The sequence below is a fragment of the Helicobacter fennelliae genome, from assembly GCF_900451005.1.
Taxonomy (GTDB): domain Bacteria; phylum Campylobacterota; class Campylobacteria; order Campylobacterales; family Helicobacteraceae; genus Helicobacter_B; species Helicobacter_B fennelliae.
Genome location: NZ_UGIB01000001.1, coordinates 901004 through 918993, shown reverse-complemented (window position 1 = coordinate 918993; position 17990 = coordinate 901004). Strand labels below are relative to the sequence as shown.

The window sequence follows — 17990 nt, the reverse complement described above, 5'->3', positions numbered from 1 at the left end:
CTCTCCCTAAAAGTAAAGCCAATATTCTTAGTAGTATTTCTCTTTTAAAGGACCCTTATGTCTTATCTACAACTGAGTATAGATTCCCTCTCTTTTACTATCACTAAAGCCCATATTAAAGAGAGTTTAGAATCCTTATGGAGAATTGAGTGTGAAGGATATATAGAAAGCTTAGAAGAGCATCCTTTTACTTTAGACTTTTTCAACTCTTCAAGGAAAGACCAAGGGAACACTTTTAACTCTTTCCCACATAAGGAGAGCACTTTAAACTTTCACCCCAATGCTTTAATTAACAAGCAAGCAACCTTTAAAATCAGCAATCCCTATCCTCAATCACACTCTACTTCTCACACTTTAGATTTTATAAACAATGCCCTACCCTCTACTTTAGAATCTCTTAAAGATACTATCAAGAGTGCTAAGAATAAAAACAAAGACACTCATCATAATCAAACAAGTAAAGATTCTAAAAACTCTCAAGAATCTTTAGATTCTTTAGGGAGGATAAAAGAATATCAAGGCATACTCTGCTTTGTAGAGTATCTAGGATTAAATACTCAAAGTAGTGCAAATGTGTTTCATAGAGGTAATCTTACCCCCTCTTTAAATCATAAGCATTTCTTTAAGCTTACTCTTTGCTCTTCTCTTTATAGAATGTCTTTAAATAAAGCAAATAGAATCTATACCAATAAGAGTGTTATAGAAGCCATACATTCTACACTCAACTTTTATACACACGATTTAATCAAACCTTTGGATTTCTCTGGGATTGCTTTACACTATCCAAAGTTAGAACTTATTTCTCAATATGAGGAGAGTGATTTAGACTTCATCACAAGATTAGCCCATAATAATGGCATATACTTTTGTGATGTGAGAGGGAGTATATGCTTTTATGATAGCGCACAAAGACACTCTAGTAGAGAACTTACTTTTAATCCTAATGTGAATAACACTTTAAATGAACCTTGTATCTCTAGTGTCTCTAAACTTCAATCTTTAAGAGCTCATACTTTTAGCCAAAGTAGCCAGAATGCTCTCAATCCTTTTTCATTAGAAAGTTTAAGTCTAAAGAGTGATTCCTTATTACAAGAAGGAGAGCAGAATAATTTCACACACTCTTTACATATAAATGAGCATCACTATAGCAATGAATCCTCCTTTACTCAAAGCAGTGATTTAAAAACTCCCATTACTTTAAAAGAAAAAAGATTAAGAGTGATTGAACAAAGTCTCAATGCACAGAGTAATATCTATGATTTAGCTTTAAATGAAAGTATTACTTTAAACTTCTCCTCAAGTTTAAAAGAAAACAAAGAGAGTTTAAGAGATTTTATAATTATAGGAATGGAGCAAGAACTTATTAATGAATCTTTATTAGAGAATAACTTTAATTCTAATGATAATGCCATTAAAAAAGAGAATGCAAAACATTTAAAAGAAAGTGTTACTTCTTTAATGAATACAGAGCAGATAAACAAAGGGAATGAAAGCTTTAATCCCCTCACTCAAAATACTTCTAATGCTTTAGAATCTCTTTCTTCTCCTTCTTCTTTAGGTAAATCTCACTCTTATAGTAATACCCTCACCCTTTTACCTATTACCTTTAGCTATACTCCCTCTTTAAAGAGTAAGCCTAAAGCTCCTAGTAGCACTTTAGGAGTTGTTATTGGAGAGAGTGAGGATATAGATGGAGAAAGAAATACTATTCATACAGATAACTTTGGTAGAGTAAAGGTCCGAATAAATTGCTTTGCTTCTCAAGAGGTTATAGATAATGCAAGAGTGAAAGAACAAAATAATGTTCAAGGAAAAAATATAGAGAATAACCATTCACAAGGCACTCTTCAAAACATTAATGGAAATACTAACACTCATACACAAACAACCAATGATACTTTAAGCAATACAACACAGACAGAGGAGAATATACACTCACAAGAAAATCATACAACAAACAATGATGTGGATAGTAACAATTCACAAACGAAAGCCTATTCTTATCATTACTCTCCTTATCTTAGAGTAAGCTCTCCTATTGCAAGTATAAGTTCAGGTTTGTATCATACTCCAAGAGTGGGAGATGAAGTGATTGTAAGTTTCTTTGATGAGGATATAGATAAGCCTTATATCAGTGCTAGTCTGTATAACCAAAGTAATCCTGCCTTGCCTCCTTTGCCTTTAAATGCTCATCAAACAAGTTTAAGTGCAAGAACTCTTAATAATACAAAAGAGACAGAGGATACAAACTCTTCTATAGTAGAATCTGGATTAAATGAAATCACGCTCTCTAATATAAAAGAGAAAGAACAAATCTATCTTCAAGCACAAAGAGATTATGAAGAACTCATTAAACATAACTTCACTCAAAAGATACAGAATAATAAAGATTCCATAGTAGAGGGAGCATATAATGAAAGGATTAAAAAGATTCATACGCAAACCATAGATTTAGCAAAGATTGTAAGTATTGGAGGAGAATATAATACAAATGTGGCTTTATCTAAAGATACCATTGTAGGATTAAGTCATACTTTAAATGTAGGAGCAAGTAATAAACTTAGAGTAGCTAAGGATAGTAGTGAGTATGTAGGAGAGGATAAGGAGGTGGAGATAGGGGGAAGTGTAAAAGAAGAGATAAAGGGAGATAAACACGAAGAGATTAAAGGAGAAGTGCAAACACATATAGAAAAATCTTTGATGCAAAATGTAGAGGGAGATATGGATATAAATACCACACAAAACTATACTCTCGTAAGCAATGAAAAAACGATATTAAAATCTTCTAAAGCAATGAGTTTAACAACAAATGAAAATTTAAGTCTTGAGGCTGATTCTTCAAATTCAGAGATTCAAACCAATTATAGTGTTAATGCTGGTAACACTATAATTCACCAAGTAGGAGACACTTCTATTACTGCTAAGGGAGATTGTGTTATTATTAAAGCTGGTGGAGTAGAAGTAGTCATAGATTCTAAAGGACTTATAGTTAAAGGTGGGGAGGTGAAGGCGGAGTGAGGGGAAGATGCTAAGAGCAACTTTGACCCATTGCTTCTGCAAGGATTGCCATATAAGAAGGGAGGGGTAGATTATAGGACTCTATTTGCTCCAAATAATAATATTAAACTTTATGATTCTAAAGATACATATAATCGTATTCCTTTCGCAGAAGTTATAATGTGTAATATTGATTGTCAAGAGTTTTTACAAAATACTTCAATACCAATAAAGCAAGATGATTTTAATATTACTACTCAAGAAAATACAAAATCTCCAATAAGCATTACTACTTCACAAAGCAATAGTATCCAACCCTTTACCTATGAAGATTCTAACATTACAGCTAAAGAGATTATCAATAAGGATAATACTTCAACTTTGGTCATAGAATCTAATACAAATTTGCTAGAATATCAAGGTAATACCACTGATACACTAATGAGTGGAATAAGTGGAGTGTTTGGGGCAATGGCAACATTAGCAGAGAAATTAGATTCACATATCAAAAATAATGTTAGAAAGTTTGGAGTGAAAGGACGAATTGCTTATTGGATATTTCAAGCAGAGGGTGCTTCAGTAAGTTTAACTTATAATTATGGCAATAATGGTAAGGATTTATTAAAAGTGGAGATAGTTTAATGAGCAAAAATCTAAAAAGCAATATAGAATCTAAGAAGTTAGCTTCTAAAAGAGAATCTATTACAAACACAGAATCTAAAGAAATCAACGACACTAAAAACCAAGAGAATATAAAGTTAGATTCTAAGGGCGATGAGATTGTGTATGAGGTAAAATCCAAATATTATTTTTTCAATACATTTACTCATATAATAATTCTTGCATTATGTGTAATTCTTTTGTGTATAGGGGTATTTACAGATATTTTTACAACATTGCTAGTTAAAATTTTATGGAGTATATTTTTTGGATTTACTATTTATCAGATTTATAATATTTTATTTGGAATGGTGCGCTTTTATGTTACAAACAGCGGTATAGGTTTTGAGCGCAGAAAGCTATTTGGAATCCAAAAAAAATTTTTTAAATTTGGAGAAGTAGAAGTAAGCATAGGGGAATATCAAGTTTTTGTTTTATATAATCACAACGAAATGTTTATTGCTCCATTTAACGCAAAAGGTTGGTATAGGCGAAAAAATATTTATCGCTTACATTTTCTAAATTTTTACTTAAAGAATGATAGGAAAATTTATGAAATATGGGATTTTATAAGGACAAAGAGTAAAATAGCATTAGAATCTAAAGGTATTGATACTCAATTTATAAGCTTTAACACGCTTTTTATTTGTTTTGTTGAGGAATAACCAATGAATCACGATAGCAATGAATCCAACACAGCAGGTATTAAAATAGGCTTACCTAACTCTAGTAATAAAGGATTTGATGTTAAGGCTGGCATGATAGATTCTAACCCCAATGCTCCCTATAATCCAAATAATAATCTTAAACTTTATGATTCTAAAGATACATATAATCGTATTCCTTTTGCAGAAGTTATAATGTGCAATATTGATTGTGAAGAGTTTTTAAAAAATGCCACAACATTAAACAAACAAAACAATATAGAATCTACGACCAACACAGAATCTGCACACCAAAATAATACAAACCAACCCTTTACCTATGAAGATTCTAACATTACAGCTAAAGAAATTATCAATAAGGATAATACTTCAACTTTAGTCATAGAATCTAATACAAATTTGCTAGAATATCAAGGTAACATAGCAGATACTCTAATGAGTGGATTAAGTGGAGTGTTTGCTTCAATGGCAACATTAGCAGAGAAATATGGGGTAGATAAATCACTCAAAGAATCAACTAAAGGACTTGGAACTAAAGGCAGAATCTTGGCTAGTGTATTATTTCAAACAGAGGGTGCTTCAGTAAGTTTAACTTATAATTATGGCAATAATGGTAAGGATTTATTAAAAGCTGGGGTAACTCTTGGAGCAGAAATAGCTGGGACATATATTGCAACAAAGATAGGTTTATCCTTAATGGCTTCATCAATGGGGCTAAGTATAGCAGCTTTACCTGTCTTGCCCGCTGTTGCTATCTCTGCCCTTGCCGCAGTAGGCATTGGATTATTTCTTAATACTCAAGTAGGCAAATGGGTAACTGATTCAATTGCCGAACATCTCATACAACCTCTTATTGATAATCTAAAACCCAAACTCCAATCTTTCTTTTCTATGTTTGATTCTAATCCTTTAGAATATGAATTAGTGCCAAATCCTACTTTATCCTCCAAAGACTACCAATCCCTTATAGAACTTCTCTTAAACAAAAACTCTAATGCCCTTGATATAGATACACTTCTCCATACTTTTCCAAACTATCTTGCTTATCCTACCCACTCTTATTCCACTAAAGATTCCACAAACTCTTCTCTTTCTCTCTCTACTCCAAAAGATGCTCTCCCTATACACATCAAAGCCCAATGCTTTAATCATAAAAAAGAAGCTTTAAGTAATAGAGAGATTTATGTGTATTCTCCAAACTTTTATTCTTTTGTAGATAGGGCTAAAAGTGATGAAAATGGCTTTATAGAATTTCATAATGCTTATGTCAGCTCTAAGATGACTAATTCAGATTTGTATTTTGTATTAAATAGGTATGGGAGGACAGGACAATGAACAATATACAACCTATCTTTGAGATAAAATCTAAAATGGGTGTGTTACACAAATTCATCAATATCATAGTGATACTTTTTAGTTTTGGTATATTATATAGTTTATATATGACGACTTCTCTAATGGAGTTGATTGAAGCTATCAAGAAAGAGTGGGCTACCATACTTATTTTTCCATTTACAGTATTAATGATATGGGGATTTATTTTTTGTCTGAATGAGGTTATTTTCAACAATCAACGTAAAATAGTTCTCTATAATGATTATTTTATTGTGCAAACCTATCAGTTTTTCTTCAAAAAGACAATGTATCTCCATTATGGAGAATATGGATTGGTGGTAAGATTTAGACCTCCTCTTTTTTATGTGTTTATATTTTATGATATGAAAAAACAAAAATTGCCTTTTGGTTGGTTTGACGCAAAGATAAAAGGTAATTTTTATTATCCTTTATTTGACAAGAAAATGGCAGAAAATGTAGATAAATTCCTTGAGATCTTTAAACAAAAAACTAAAAAAACTTTAGAATCTCAAGGTATTAATCACTATAATTTAGATGAAAAAATTTTACTTACCCTTGGGAGATGACCTTATGAATCCCAACAATCCTAACCAACCCAACACAGCAGGTATTAAAATAGGCTTACCTAACTCTAGCAATAAAGGATTTGGTATAAAAGCTGGAATAATAGAATCTAATCCTAATGCTCCTTATAATGTAAATAATCCAAACAACAATCTTAAACTCTATGATTCTAAAGATACATACAATCGTATTCCTAGTGTAAATGCAATAGTGTGTTATATAAACTGCGATGATCTTATAAGCAATCATACAAATAATAACACTAAACAAAGCACAATAGATTCTAATCCTATCCCAAATAATATAGAATCTAAAAATATCAAAAAATCTAAAAATTTCAATGAAATTGTTTTTGATAGGAAACATCAATTGAATTTTTGGGAATGGTTTGTATATGGCGGAATCATAGTGTTTATTGGTATGTGCTTAATGTATTTTGGTTTCATACAAACAAATCATTTTTTATCTTTCTTGTTTATATTGTTTGGCACATTGTGTTTAAATTGGTCTTATACAATGCTTTTTTATAAAAATCAAGATAGATTCTATGTTACAAACAATGGCATAGGCTTTGAGTATCGGCATTGGTTTAGAATGCAAAAGAGATTCTTTGAGTTTGGGGAAGTAAATATATTTTTTGGCTATATTGGTTCAACTGATGGTGGTAGTGGCGATATATTTATTATTTATCCATTTAACAAACTAAGAATAAAAGATTATTTTTCTTGCCAAAAGATTATATAAAAATCACAATTTATCCAAGTGCAAGTATGCAGGATATATTACATTTGATAACTTTTATCCGCAAAAGAACTAAAGAAGCTTTGGAAGCCAAGGGAATACACATCACAGATTCTGAACTCAAAGAAAAAATTAAAGGCTATATAAAAAACAAGGACATTTAATGCCACAAGATATTACTACACTAACAATGCCAAGAATTGTTATCTATGCTGACCCAGATTATCCCCAAAAAGAATATGAGAGATTAAAAGCATTATTAGAAAGTGGCAAAAGAGAAGAGGTTATTCATGAACTAAAGATTCTTTATCCTAAAGATTCTTATCTTGCAAACTTATTAGCAAATCGCTTAGGTATTGATATACAAAAGGAATTAGGTATCATCTATCATTATCAAGATTCAAACTATTCCACAACCGCACAAATCACAAATGAAAATAGTTTTGAAATCATTACGCAATATGATAGTTTTCATGATATTTTAGAGGTAATACAAAATTACTCTCAATACAAAGGCAATGTAACAGATACCTTAATGGCTGGAATAAGTGGGATATTTGGAGCTGTGGCAACATTATTAAGAAAAACTAAAGAAAGGATAGCATAATGAGTGAGAATCTAAAAAGCGATAGAGAATCTAACAATACAACAAAGCACATAGAATCTACAAAGCTAGATTCTGCAAACAAAGGTGAAGTGCGATTAGATTCCAATGGTGATGAGATAGTGTATGAGGTGAAACATAAACTAAGCTTATGGGATTGCTTTATGTTTAATGTGATGCTCTTTTTTGGTGTTATTATGATCTATGGGGGCATAAGGGATTTCTTATTGGCTAACAAGATGGATGGGGTGATGTTTGTAATGCTGTCAATTCTTGGTATTCTTTTTACACTAGTGGGCTTTTATCGTCTCTTTTACATGCGAAAAAATCGATTCTATGTTACAAATAATGGCATAGGCTTTGAGTATAGGCATTGGTTTGTGATGCAAAAAGGATTCTTTAGGTTTGGAGAAGTAGGATTAGTTTTAAGCTATTTTTCAGCACCTGCATATTTTGATACAGCCACTCATATTTTCATGATTCATTCAATTGGTATTACTTATAAACATATGGCTCTTGTTAGGTTTAGAGACAAAAACTATAAACGCTATATATTTTGTAAAGTCATGACTGAGTTGTATCGTGATGATATAAAAGAAATCATCACTTTCATGCGTCAAAAAACCAAAGAAGCCTTAGAATCTCAAGGGATAGAAATTTCAGATTCAGAACTTAAAGATAAATTCAAACATTTATTGTATAAGGATATCTAATGCCACAAGATATTACTACACTAACAATGCCAAGAATTGTTATCTATGCTGGCCCAGATTATCCCCAAAAAGAATATGAGAGATTAAAAGCATTATTAGAAAGTGGCAAAAGAGAAGAGGTTATTCATGAACTAAAGATTCTTTATCCTAAAGATTCTTATCTTGCAAACTTATTAGCAAATCGCTTAGGTATTGATATACAAAAGGAATTAGGTATCATCTATCATTATCAAGATTCAAACTATTCCACAACCGCACAAATCACAAATGAAAATAGTTTTGAAATCATTACGCAATATGATAGTTTTCATGATATTTTAGAGGTAATACAAAATTACTCTCAATACAAAGGCAATGTAACAGATACCTTAATGGCTGGAATAAGTGGGATATTTGGAGCTGTGGAAAAAGGAGCAGAAAAAATAACAGAACTTGCTGGAGGTAAATATCAAATAGCAAAATATCTTTTTAAAGCAGAGGGTATCTCTGTATCTGCTACTTATGGATATGGCAGTAATAATAGGGATATGGTGAAAACTGCTGTAAGTGTAGGGATAGAATTGTTCGGTAATTATCTTATTGGTTTAGCATTAGAAGGTGTCCTTGCAGCATTAGGCATGACTTCCATTCCTGCCTTTGTTATTGTTGGTGCTATCTCTGCTCTAACTGCAGGTATTTTAATGAACACCCAAGCAGGCAAAGACTTTATAAATTTCCTTGCTGATGATGTTCTTAAACCCCTCATAGACTCCCTTGAATCCAAACTCCAATCTTTCTTTTCTATGTTTGATTCTAATCCTTTAGAATATGAATTAGTGCCAAATCCTACTTTATCCTCCAAAGACTACCAATCCCTTATAGAACTTCTCTTAAACAAAAACTCTAATGCCCTTGATATAGATACACTTCTCCATACTTTTCCAAACTATCTTGCTTATCCTACCCACTCTTATTCCACTAAAGATTCCACAAACTCTTCTCTTTCTCTCTCTACTCCAAAAGATGCTCTCCCTATACACATCAAAGCCCAATGCTTTAATCATAAAAAAGAAGCTTTAAGTAATAGAGAGATTTATGTGTATTCTCCAAACTTTTATTCTTTTGTAGATAGGGCTAAAAGTGATGAAAATGGCTTTATAGAATTTCATAATGCTTATGTCAGCTCTAAGATGACTAATTCAGATTTGTATTTTGTATTAAATAGGTATGGTTTAGATGAAGAACAAAAAGACTTTCATATCAAAATCTCTCCTTCTAAAACTATCCAACCAAAGGATAAACAAGTAGGAGAACTTTTAGAGCAAAGATTAAGCTTTGAGAAAAACATTCCTAAAGCTATCACTCTCAATGACAATATAAAGCCCAATATTAAAGTTAATGCCATAGAGTATATACCACAAGAATACAATCACAATTCTTTTAATTCACCTTTAGAACATCATCTTATAGAATCTATCACACTTCAAGCCCATTATGTTCTTAAAGATTCTCACAAGAAAAATATACAAGGTGATGAACAAAGTCTTCTTAAAGAATCTATACAAAGATATAAACATAAAACTAAATGGGGATACATTGTATTTGATAGAGATGAAGAGATAGAGCAAACATTAAAGCAAGTCAATAAGACACAACCTCTGGTTTATTCTAAGAGATTTAAAGAATTAGAAAATATTAAAGGGGAAATAGTCAATATTCCTTTCAAAGAAGAATGGGAGAATAAGCAAATAAGATTCTTTGCTTATTTATGGAGAGCAAATAGAGATGTGGGAATAGATGTGGAGTTTGAATATGCAACACATTTTGTAAATGAAGCTTATTATGACAAAATAATTATAAAAGCTAAAGATGATGATAGTGAAATGTTGCAGATTCTTTATACTCCATACCATATGGACGACCCTGCACTGCAAGATATGAGTGCTATGTTTATCCCTATTTTGAGAGGACTAAAAATATTTTCAAAATTTGGAAGCAATACCCCAAAAGAGCCTATTACTTGGAAAAAGATAGAACAAAGACTTGATACTTTGCATAATGTCAAAAAGTTGAATTTACCAAGAAATAAGGAGGCTATTTATGAGGTTAGTAGTCTAAAAGAATTAAGAGAGCTAAAAGATGAATTTACTCATGGAACATACAGATTGCCAGATAAGATAGAAGCAAAAGGTGTCAGAGAGGAGTATGCCTTAAGAGACTATACAAACACTATCGTGCAATATAGGACTTATTCTAATCAAAGAATGAGTGGAGGAAAACCGACTATTGATATTCGGACTCAAACTACGCATAATGGCAAACAAGTCAATATGATTCATAAAATTCATATACGATATACTAAAATCAAAAAAGAAGATGGAACATTTATAATCAAAATCTTAGAATGGTTTGAAAAATGATAAAATCCTATATGCAAAACTTTAGCATTAAGCATTATAAAATGATAGATTCTAAAACTCATCGTCTCTTTGGAGATTGGCGTAATCACAAGGCTTTAAGAAATACAAACACAAGCCTTATGGATATATATCGCATCGCTTATCCCAATGCAAATAGGGCAGATGTTTTGGAGTTGATAGAATTTAGTCTTTATAATCAGCTACTTTATGAATGGCACGAGGTTGATGAAGTATTGATGAGTGAATGGCTAAATGACTATGAAAAGGAATATTTGCATATTATACAAGAGGCATTTTTAAAGCAACACATAGAGTTTGGCTCAAGTCTTGATGAGGCGATAGATTCTCTCTATAATCTCTCTAATTATAAGCAATCTTGCAAGGAAGCTTGGGAGTATTTTAAGGAAAACTTTATCAATAATGAACGATATTTTGCGTGGGAAGTGAAATGTGATGCAAAACTTACCAAAGAAAGTTTTTGGGATAATCCTAAGTGTTGGAGCAGATATAATGTGTGGGTGGATATTACGCCCAAAGGCACAAAATACTTTAATGAAATCCTAGCCCCTAGATTTTATAACAAATACAAAGACTTAAGTGTTGAAATAGATTCAAAAGGAAATATTATAAAGTGGATAGGAAAGATTAATAGATGAGTGCTTCAAACACATCTCACTCTTATAGTAATACCCTCACCCTTTTACCTATTACCTTTAGCTATACTCCCTCTTTAAAGAGTAAGCCTAAAGCTCCTAGTAGCACTTTAGGAGTTGTTATTGGAGAGAGTGAGGATATAGATGGAGAAAGAAATACTATTCATACAGATAACTTTGGTAGAGTAAAGGTCCGAATAAATTGCTTTGCTTCTCAAGAGGTTATAGATAATGCAAGAGTGAAAGAACAAAATAATGTTCAAGGAAAAAATATAGAGAATAACCATTCACAAGGCACTCTTCAAAACATTAATGGAAATACTAACACTCATACACAAACAACCAATGATACTTTAAGCAATACAACACAGACAGAGGAGAATATACACTCACAAGAAAATCATACAACAAACAATGATGTGGATAGTAACAATTCACAAATGAAAGCCTACTCTTATCATTACTCTCCTTATCTTAGAGTAAGCTCTCCTATTGCAAGTATAAGTTCAGGTTTGTATCATACTCCAAGAGTGGGAGATGAAGTGATTGTAAGTTTCTTTGATGAGGATATAGATAAGCCTTATATCAGTGCTAGTCTGTATAACCAAAGTAATCCTGCCTTGCCTCCTTTGCCTTTAAATGCTCATCAAACAAGTTTAAGTGCAAGAACTCTTAATAATACAAAAGAGACAGAGGATACAAACTCTTCTATAGTAGAATCTGGATTAAATGAAATCACGCTCTCTAATATAAAAGAGAAAGAACAAATCTATCTTCAAGCACAAAGAGATTATGAAGAACTCATTAAACATAACTTCACTCAAAAGATACAGAATAATAAAGATTCCATAGTAGAGGGAGCATATAATGAAAGGATTAAAAAGATTCATACGCAAACCATAGATTTAGCAAAGATTGTAAGTATTGGAGGAGAATATAATACAAATGTGGCTTTATCTAAAGATACCATTGTAGGATTAAGTCATACTTTAAATGTAGGAGCAAGTAATAAACTTAGAGTAGCTAAGGATAGTAGTGAGTATGTAGGAGAGGATAAGAGTGTAGAGATACAAGCAAACCTCAATACAAGTATTAAGCAAGATGAGAATAGGAATGTAGGGGGGAATAAGAGAGAAATCATACAAGGGAGTTTAGATATACAAAGTGGGAGAGAATGTAATCTCTCTACCCAATCCCAAATGAATTTTAATGCTAAAAATAATATCTTATTCTTTGGCAAAGAATCTGCTTCGTTTGAAACGCAAAAAGAACTTTCTTTTATTGCAGATAATACTGATATGGAATCTAAGAGTAATCTTACTGCCACAGCAGGAAATCAAATCCTTCACCAAGTAGGAGACACTTCTATTACTGCTAAGGGAGATTGTGTTATTATTAAAGCTGGTGGAGTAGAAGTAGTCATAGATTCTAAAGGACTTATAGTTAAAGGTGGGGAGATAAAGGCGGAGTGAGAGGTAAAGAAATGGGAATAGATAAACTTCTTCTGGCTTACTCTTTAATGATTTAATATATAAAGAATAAGTAATGAGCAATACAATCAAATTTCAATGCCATATACAAATATCTAGTAAGAAATTATTGGATAAAGTAAAAGGTAAAACGCTCTCCTTTATGGGAAATTCTAAAACCATAGATAAAAATGGAGAAGTTATCTTTACTTTTCCTAATAATACCAATCAATTTGAATTTGAAGTTTCTGACGAAAGATTTTATAAAAAAGCGAAAAATAATGTAGTTAGAGCTACAAATAATTACAATGATGCAAATAATACAATCTCTCTTAATCTTTTATCTAAACTTAGATTATATTTCAATGGAAAAGAGATCTATATAACCAATGGCAATAAGGCAATAGATTATTTTAGGGCTTATAGTGGAAATGCTTTAAGTATAGAGGAAAAAGAAGAATTAAAAGAACAATATGGGTATGAAAAGTTTGTGAGTTATAAAAGGAGTTAATTGCGCTATGAAAACAAAATTAGTATATGTTTTGTTTATGTTGTTTAGTTCTTATGCGCAGTTGTGGGCTAATTCTTTGGTGCTTAATCCTTTGAGTGTTGATTATTTACATTTAAGAGATGAATTTGATTTTACCCAAAAAGGCAATGTTTATGAAAAAAAATTTAGAATGCCACTTGATTTATGGAGAGATAATCTTTATGTAGATATTTTTATCTCTTTTGGCTATGCAGATAATTTAAATTATGTAAAAAGTAATGATTTAGAAACATTGCCAATACAAAATGCAAAAGACTTTTTTAATAGACTTGAGATTATAAAGTCTCCATATAATAACAAGCTTAATCTTAGTCCTAATTTTTGGATACCAGAGAGAAAAGAAAAAATAATGCAACTCTTAAAAGCCTATCACCCTAATCAATACTTTAAATTTAAAATTACTTTTATTCCTTTAGCAAATCCTAAAGCAAAACAAGAACAAATCATAGAGTTTCCTTTGTATTTCATAGGAAGCAAGCAAAAATATATAACAAATATGAGAGTAAATGTAAAAACTTGGAAAAAATATTATGTTAAACTTGAAGTTTTAGAGGATACGACTTTGCCAAATGATATTAAACCTCTTGTAATTATCAAATCTTCAAGTGACAAGTAGGAGTTTTTATGTCAAGCTACTATATACAAATTTTCATAGAGGAAGCTGGAACACCCTTAAATAATGGTGATAAATCTAGAGCAGGACATATGTGGTTTAAAATTTATGCACTTGATGAAGATAGTAATATTATAGAAGAAAAGAATGCAGGATACACCAGTAATGGTATAGTTAATGATGATAATATAACTTATCAAAGAGAAAAAGCTGCTTGTGAATCTCAAGCATTAGAAATTACACAAGAAACCTATGAAAAACTAAAAGAGTTTGCAGATAAAACAAATAACTATGCACAATCTTTAGGATTTGGCAATAATGATTATAATTTTATGTGGAATAGCTGTGTGGATTATGTATGGAAAGCCTTAGAAATTGCTGGGTATAACGAAAGGCAATTTGAGGGCAAATTAGTTCCAATGAAAAATTGTAAAACAATCCAAACAATAGTGCCACATACTAAATCTACAATATTCAATAGAGATGATTTATTTTATAATTTTAATAGCATTTTATATCCAAATTCATTTTTTCTTTTTGATTTTAATATAAGTAAAAACAACGAGAATATTTCACAAGTTAATCCCCTCCTATTGTTCCCCCACTCCCCCCAAGAAACCATCCTCCCTCCTAATACTATTAATTCTCATAGAAAGGGAGAAATACAATTCCAAATCCAAGCCTTAGATGAATACACAAGAATGCCTATTGCTAATGCAAAACTCCAATTACAAAATGTCAATCTAGGACAAGAGGCAATAAGTGATACTCAAGGTTTAACTACTTTTGAAATAGATTCCGAGCAAAATCTTAAGTCCTTTAGAGCTAAACTTATCCATAAAGACTACCAAGAATACCCTATCTTAGATAGAAGTATTATCCTCAATTCTATCAAAAGAAGAGAAAAGCCACTTGAATTAAGGTTTAAGCAAAAGTTAGATAATTTTGCAGTGCAGCAAGTTAAATTAGAACCAAATGAATATATACTTACAGACACTAATAATGAAATCATTACTAAAAACTTTTATAAAGTGGGTGATACTCTCACATTGAAGGCAAGTTTTGATGAGAATAAAGTAAAAGAAAATGAGATTAAATGGGTATATAAAGCTATGAAACCTGATGAAATCCAAATGTTTCATCAACAAGATTCTAAAGATAAGAATCCATACAGCACACAACTACACCCTGTTGAACTTGATGAAATCCCAAAAGATACCTTACAAATCCTACAAGATTCTAAAACTTTTTTTTCAAATACTCCTGCTTATACGATTAAAAATATAAAATCCAACGAAGCAGAACCCGAAAATATCTATAAGGGCAAAACTTTAGAAATCACTATCCCTCAAGGCTTTGAAAATAAACAAATTGCTATTTTTGCTTACAAAAATGAACCAAATTGGAAAGTATGTCAAATTATAAGGATAAATGATTATCCTCAAATTACTATTGATTGCACCTTAGCAGAGACTTTAAGAGCTAATGCAAGAAATGATGAAATCTCAAGGCTTGGCTGGGGAGTAAGCTATATATGCCAAAGATTATGGCACGATAATCCTGCTAATGCTAAAGAATTAGGAGAATTGATATACATAGACTCTAGGCAAGAAGACTTTATAGATTCTATCCCTAATGAAACAATGAAAGAAATAGTAAAAGAGATATTGCCTAGAATAGAGATGAGGGAGTTTGCAAGAGAGATAGCTAATCAATGCCCAAAAGTAAAATCCCAAATTCAACAAAATGACAAGAATAATTTAAGATTCTATGTAGAGCTAGATTGGGACAAGTTTTATATGCAGTTTCCTTTGATGAAAGGGCTAGAGGATAAAATATTGAAAGTTCCTGCTTTTGGAAACGATATTAATCAATTTGTTAAGGATTCTATAAAAGAAATGACTTATGAATCTTTTGAATATGTTCGCAGAGCAACAGGGACACCAAAGATTTTGCATAATAATTTTTTTGATAGTGCTTTTTATGAAAAGATTATAGAATGGCTCAAAAGCGATTCTATACAAAAAGACTTACAAGACATTGTAAGCAGTAAAAATACAAATGCAAAAATAGTTGTTATGCTTGACAATATCTATCAAGGTTTTACAAAAAATGAGAAAATATTTTCATTAAAAGGCAATGATTGGAAAAGTGATAATGTCTGCAAAAAGCAATTTCTTGTTGATATAGAAAGACCTTATAAATTATGGGGGCAATGTATGCGTGCTTATGGTTTGGGAGATACTGCTTTTGCAAGTATCTTGGATTTCAAAGAAGCCATAGCCCTTTATGCTTTAACAGGTAAATTTAATATTTATTATATTCCTAGCCTCTTTAAAATCACTCAAGGTAAAAATAATGCAATAGATATTCAAATTACAGAGATAAAGGCTTATATCTTTGATGGCTTTGATTTCATAGGCACATCAGGGCAATTTGTGGGTGCTTGGAATTATGAAAAAATGGAGTTTAAGGTATTTAATAGCACAAGAAAAATGTTTAGAGAAGTTACAGGTTCAACAAAAGTAATTTCTATTGGTAATGTCAAAGAAGCAAATGAGAATATAATGTTTAATCAAGACTACCAAAATACCCAAAAATATTTCAACTTAGGTTTAGACTTTAGGATTGTAACTCCTACATTCAAAAGCATAAAAGTCTATCCCTTATCAATGCCAATCCAAATAAAGCTAAATTGATGAATGTTGTAGATTCATTTATAATTCTATCAAAGGGGATTTTGACAGCATTTCTTTATAGTGTTGCTATGTTTTGGCTCGTGATTCCTGCAATGTTGCCTTTTATTTTTACAACATTTATTCCCAAAATACATAGAATGTTGCTCAAAAATGGAAGTATTGTTTATTGGATTATTGGTGGTTTTATTTCTTATATCATTTATATTGTAGTTCATTTTGTGGCATTTTTTTTTAAAATTGATATAGATTCTATGTATTTAGTGCTTCTTGGAGCAGTAATTTTTAATATTTATTCTACTATATATCTTGTGTTATTTAAGTTTTTTTCCAACAATAAACAAAATGCTTTTTTAGGCAAAAAAGAAAAGTATTTTTTATTAGGTTTAAATTTTCTTTTTGCTCTATTGTTTCCCACGATAGTCCTTATTTTTTTGGAAATGGTATTATCTATATGAAAACCTTAGAAAAAGAAATATCCATATATCCCACACAGATAAAGGCTTATATCTTTGATGGCTTTGATTTCATAGGCACACCAGAGCAGTTTGTAGGTGCTTGGGATTATGAGAAAATGGAGTTTATCGCGGGTGGTAGCATTTGGCAGGGGTATTTCAAGGATAATGCTGTTGATGTGGCAAATAAACTGCCGTTTGTGAACTTAGAAAGAAATAGTGCAAAGGACTTAAAAGAGGTTATAATGAGAAACCAAGATTATCAAAATACTCAAACATATTTCAATTTAGGCTTAGATTTTAGAATCCTTACTTCTACATTTAAGAATATAGAGGTGTTCCCTTTATCAATGCCTATTCAAATAGGAATAGATTAATGTTATTTATAGAGGGTTTGGCTAGTGGGATTATACTCTTTCCTTATAGTCTTATATTGTATCAGCTTGTTGTAGTAGGGCTTTTGCCATTTATCCTTATAAGTTTTGTGCCTAAAATTAGAAATATGTTTCTTAAGAAAAAGAGCATAAGATATTGGCTACTTAGTGGTTTATTGTGTTATATTGTGCTTACTCTAATAGCATATATAATGCTTTATTTGTCAATAAGAGAGTATGTTGTATTCTTTATGTTATCAGGTGTGGTGTTTTTTACTATGTATTCATCTGTGTATCTTTTGTTATTGAAATTTTTATCTAACAAGAAACAAAATGATTTTTTGAATAAAACAGAAAAATATTGCATACTTGGTTTAAACTTTATCTTTTCTTTGCTCTTTTATGCAATATGCAGGGTAATATTGGAATATAATTTATTTAGCGAAGTAGCTAAGTTTTTTAAAGAAATGTAGCGATAAAG

The 17990-nt window shown here is 31.1% G+C and carries 18 protein-coding genes and 1 pseudogene; all 19 read left to right on the top strand.

The genetic code is table 11. From position 1 onward, the window contains the following. Positions 1-57: 57 nt before the first annotated feature. Positions 58-1230 (top strand): annotated as a pseudogene (locus DY109_RS12540) (contractile injection system protein, VgrG/Pvc8 family); the annotation flags it as partial. Positions 1231-1599: 369 nt separating this feature from the next. Next, positions 1600-3018, top strand: a complete 1419-nt coding sequence (locus DY109_RS12535; protein WP_425323548.1) for a bacteriophage T4 gp5 trimerisation domain-containing protein — start codon at positions 1600-1602, stop codon at positions 3016-3018. Between the two features lie 159 nt (positions 3019-3177). Beyond that, on the top strand, positions 3178-3639 hold the full coding sequence (locus tag DY109_RS04525; RefSeq protein ID WP_244916645.1) for a hypothetical protein: 462 nt from the start codon (positions 3178-3180) through the stop codon (positions 3637-3639). After that, positions 3639-4322, top strand: a complete 684-nt coding sequence (locus tag DY109_RS04520) for a hypothetical protein (protein WP_014667014.1) — start codon at positions 3639-3641, stop codon at positions 4320-4322. Before DY109_RS04525 ends, DY109_RS04520 begins: the two co-directional genes overlap by 1 nt. A 3-nt stretch (positions 4323-4325) precedes the next feature. After that, entirely contained in the window at positions 4326-5657 is a 1332-nt protein-coding gene (locus DY109_RS11955; protein WP_244916644.1) for a hypothetical protein, read from the top strand. Continuing rightward, a complete protein-coding gene (locus tag DY109_RS04505; RefSeq protein WP_002957709.1) occupies positions 5654-6244 on the top strand; it encodes a hypothetical protein in 591 nt (196 codons plus the stop codon). The genes DY109_RS11955 and DY109_RS04505 overlap by 4 nt, the downstream gene beginning before the upstream one ends. 4 nt (positions 6245-6248) lie before the next feature. Then, positions 6249-6986 (top strand): hypothetical protein, encoded by a 738-nt coding sequence (locus tag DY109_RS11950; protein WP_244916643.1) that lies wholly within the window; start codon positions 6249-6251, stop codon positions 6984-6986. Beyond that, on the top strand, positions 6968-7147 hold the full coding sequence (locus DY109_RS04495) for a hypothetical protein (RefSeq protein WP_115737790.1): 180 nt from the start codon (positions 6968-6970) through the stop codon (positions 7145-7147). The genes DY109_RS11950 and DY109_RS04495 overlap by 19 nt, the downstream gene beginning before the upstream one ends. Then, positions 7147-7590 (top strand): hypothetical protein, encoded by a 444-nt coding sequence (locus tag DY109_RS04490; protein WP_115737789.1) that lies wholly within the window; start codon positions 7147-7149, stop codon positions 7588-7590. The genes DY109_RS04495 and DY109_RS04490 overlap by 1 nt, the downstream gene beginning before the upstream one ends. Beyond that, entirely contained in the window at positions 7590-8300 is a 711-nt protein-coding gene (locus DY109_RS04485) for a hypothetical protein (protein WP_181894616.1), read from the top strand. The genes DY109_RS04490 and DY109_RS04485 overlap by 1 nt, the downstream gene beginning before the upstream one ends. Continuing rightward, a complete protein-coding gene (locus tag DY109_RS11945) occupies positions 8300-10699 on the top strand; it encodes a hypothetical protein (RefSeq protein WP_244916642.1) in 2400 nt (799 codons plus the stop codon). The genes DY109_RS04485 and DY109_RS11945 overlap by 1 nt, the downstream gene beginning before the upstream one ends. Continuing rightward, positions 10696-11355: a hypothetical protein gene (locus DY109_RS04475; protein WP_002957621.1), complete on the top strand. Its 660-nt coding sequence runs from the start codon at positions 10696-10698 to the stop codon at positions 11353-11355. Before DY109_RS11945 ends, DY109_RS04475 begins: the two co-directional genes overlap by 4 nt. Next, positions 11352-12824, top strand: a complete 1473-nt coding sequence (locus tag DY109_RS04470) for a bacteriophage T4 gp5 trimerisation domain-containing protein (RefSeq protein ID WP_115737788.1) — start codon at positions 11352-11354, stop codon at positions 12822-12824. Before DY109_RS04475 ends, DY109_RS04470 begins: the two co-directional genes overlap by 4 nt. Before the next feature lie 73 nt (positions 12825-12897). After that, positions 12898-13332, top strand: a complete 435-nt coding sequence (locus tag DY109_RS04465) for a hypothetical protein (RefSeq protein WP_002957643.1) — start codon at positions 12898-12900, stop codon at positions 13330-13332. 91 nt (positions 13333-13423) lie between these two features. Next, positions 13424-13987 (top strand): GNAT family protein, encoded by a 564-nt coding sequence (locus tag DY109_RS04460; RefSeq protein WP_244916641.1) that lies wholly within the window; start codon positions 13424-13426, stop codon positions 13985-13987. 8 nt (positions 13988-13995) lie between these two features. Then, complete coding sequence (locus DY109_RS04455) at positions 13996-16683, top strand: DUF6402 family protein (RefSeq protein ID WP_115737787.1); 2688 nt, start codon at positions 13996-13998, stop codon at positions 16681-16683. Further along, a complete protein-coding gene (locus DY109_RS04450) occupies positions 16683-17138 on the top strand; it encodes a glycosyltransferase family protein (protein WP_002957640.1) in 456 nt (151 codons plus the stop codon). Before DY109_RS04455 ends, DY109_RS04450 begins: the two co-directional genes overlap by 1 nt. Beyond that, complete coding sequence (locus DY109_RS04445) at positions 17135-17512, top strand: DUF6402 family protein (protein ID WP_002957639.1); 378 nt, start codon at positions 17135-17137, stop codon at positions 17510-17512. Before DY109_RS04450 ends, DY109_RS04445 begins: the two co-directional genes overlap by 4 nt. Beyond that, positions 17512-17982 (top strand): hypothetical protein, encoded by a 471-nt coding sequence (locus tag DY109_RS04440; protein WP_002957638.1) that lies wholly within the window; start codon positions 17512-17514, stop codon positions 17980-17982. The genes DY109_RS04445 and DY109_RS04440 overlap by 1 nt, the downstream gene beginning before the upstream one ends. Positions 17983-17990 lie beyond the last annotated feature (8 nt).

Coding starts and splice junctions, on each gene's coding strand:
- DY109_RS04525 (WP_244916645.1), top strand. CDS start 3,178: ATGTGTAATATTGATTGTCAAGAGTTTTTACAAAATACTTCAATACCA.
- DY109_RS04520 (WP_014667014.1), top strand. CDS start 3,639: ATGAGCAAAAATCTAAAAAGCAATATAGAATCTAAGAAGTTAGCTTCT.
- DY109_RS11955 (WP_244916644.1), top strand. CDS start 4,326: ATGAATCACGATAGCAATGAATCCAACACAGCAGGTATTAAAATAGGC.
- DY109_RS04505 (WP_002957709.1), top strand. CDS start 5,654: ATGAACAATATACAACCTATCTTTGAGATAAAATCTAAAATGGGTGTG.
- DY109_RS11950 (WP_244916643.1), top strand. CDS start 6,249: ATGAATCCCAACAATCCTAACCAACCCAACACAGCAGGTATTAAAATA.
- DY109_RS04490 (WP_115737789.1), top strand. CDS start 7,147: ATGCCACAAGATATTACTACACTAACAATGCCAAGAATTGTTATCTAT.
- DY109_RS04485 (WP_181894616.1), top strand. CDS start 7,590: ATGAGTGAGAATCTAAAAAGCGATAGAGAATCTAACAATACAACAAAG.
- DY109_RS11945 (WP_244916642.1), top strand. CDS start 8,300: ATGCCACAAGATATTACTACACTAACAATGCCAAGAATTGTTATCTAT.
- DY109_RS04475 (WP_002957621.1), top strand. CDS start 10,696: ATGATAAAATCCTATATGCAAAACTTTAGCATTAAGCATTATAAAATG.
- DY109_RS04470 (WP_115737788.1), top strand. CDS start 11,352: ATGAGTGCTTCAAACACATCTCACTCTTATAGTAATACCCTCACCCTT.
- DY109_RS04465 (WP_002957643.1), top strand. CDS start 12,898: ATGAGCAATACAATCAAATTTCAATGCCATATACAAATATCTAGTAAG.
- DY109_RS04455 (WP_115737787.1), top strand. CDS start 13,996: ATGTCAAGCTACTATATACAAATTTTCATAGAGGAAGCTGGAACACCC.
- DY109_RS04450 (WP_002957640.1), top strand. CDS start 16,683: ATGAATGTTGTAGATTCATTTATAATTCTATCAAAGGGGATTTTGACA.
- DY109_RS04445 (WP_002957639.1), top strand. CDS start 17,135: ATGAAAACCTTAGAAAAAGAAATATCCATATATCCCACACAGATAAAG.
- DY109_RS04440 (WP_002957638.1), top strand. CDS start 17,512: ATGTTATTTATAGAGGGTTTGGCTAGTGGGATTATACTCTTTCCTTAT.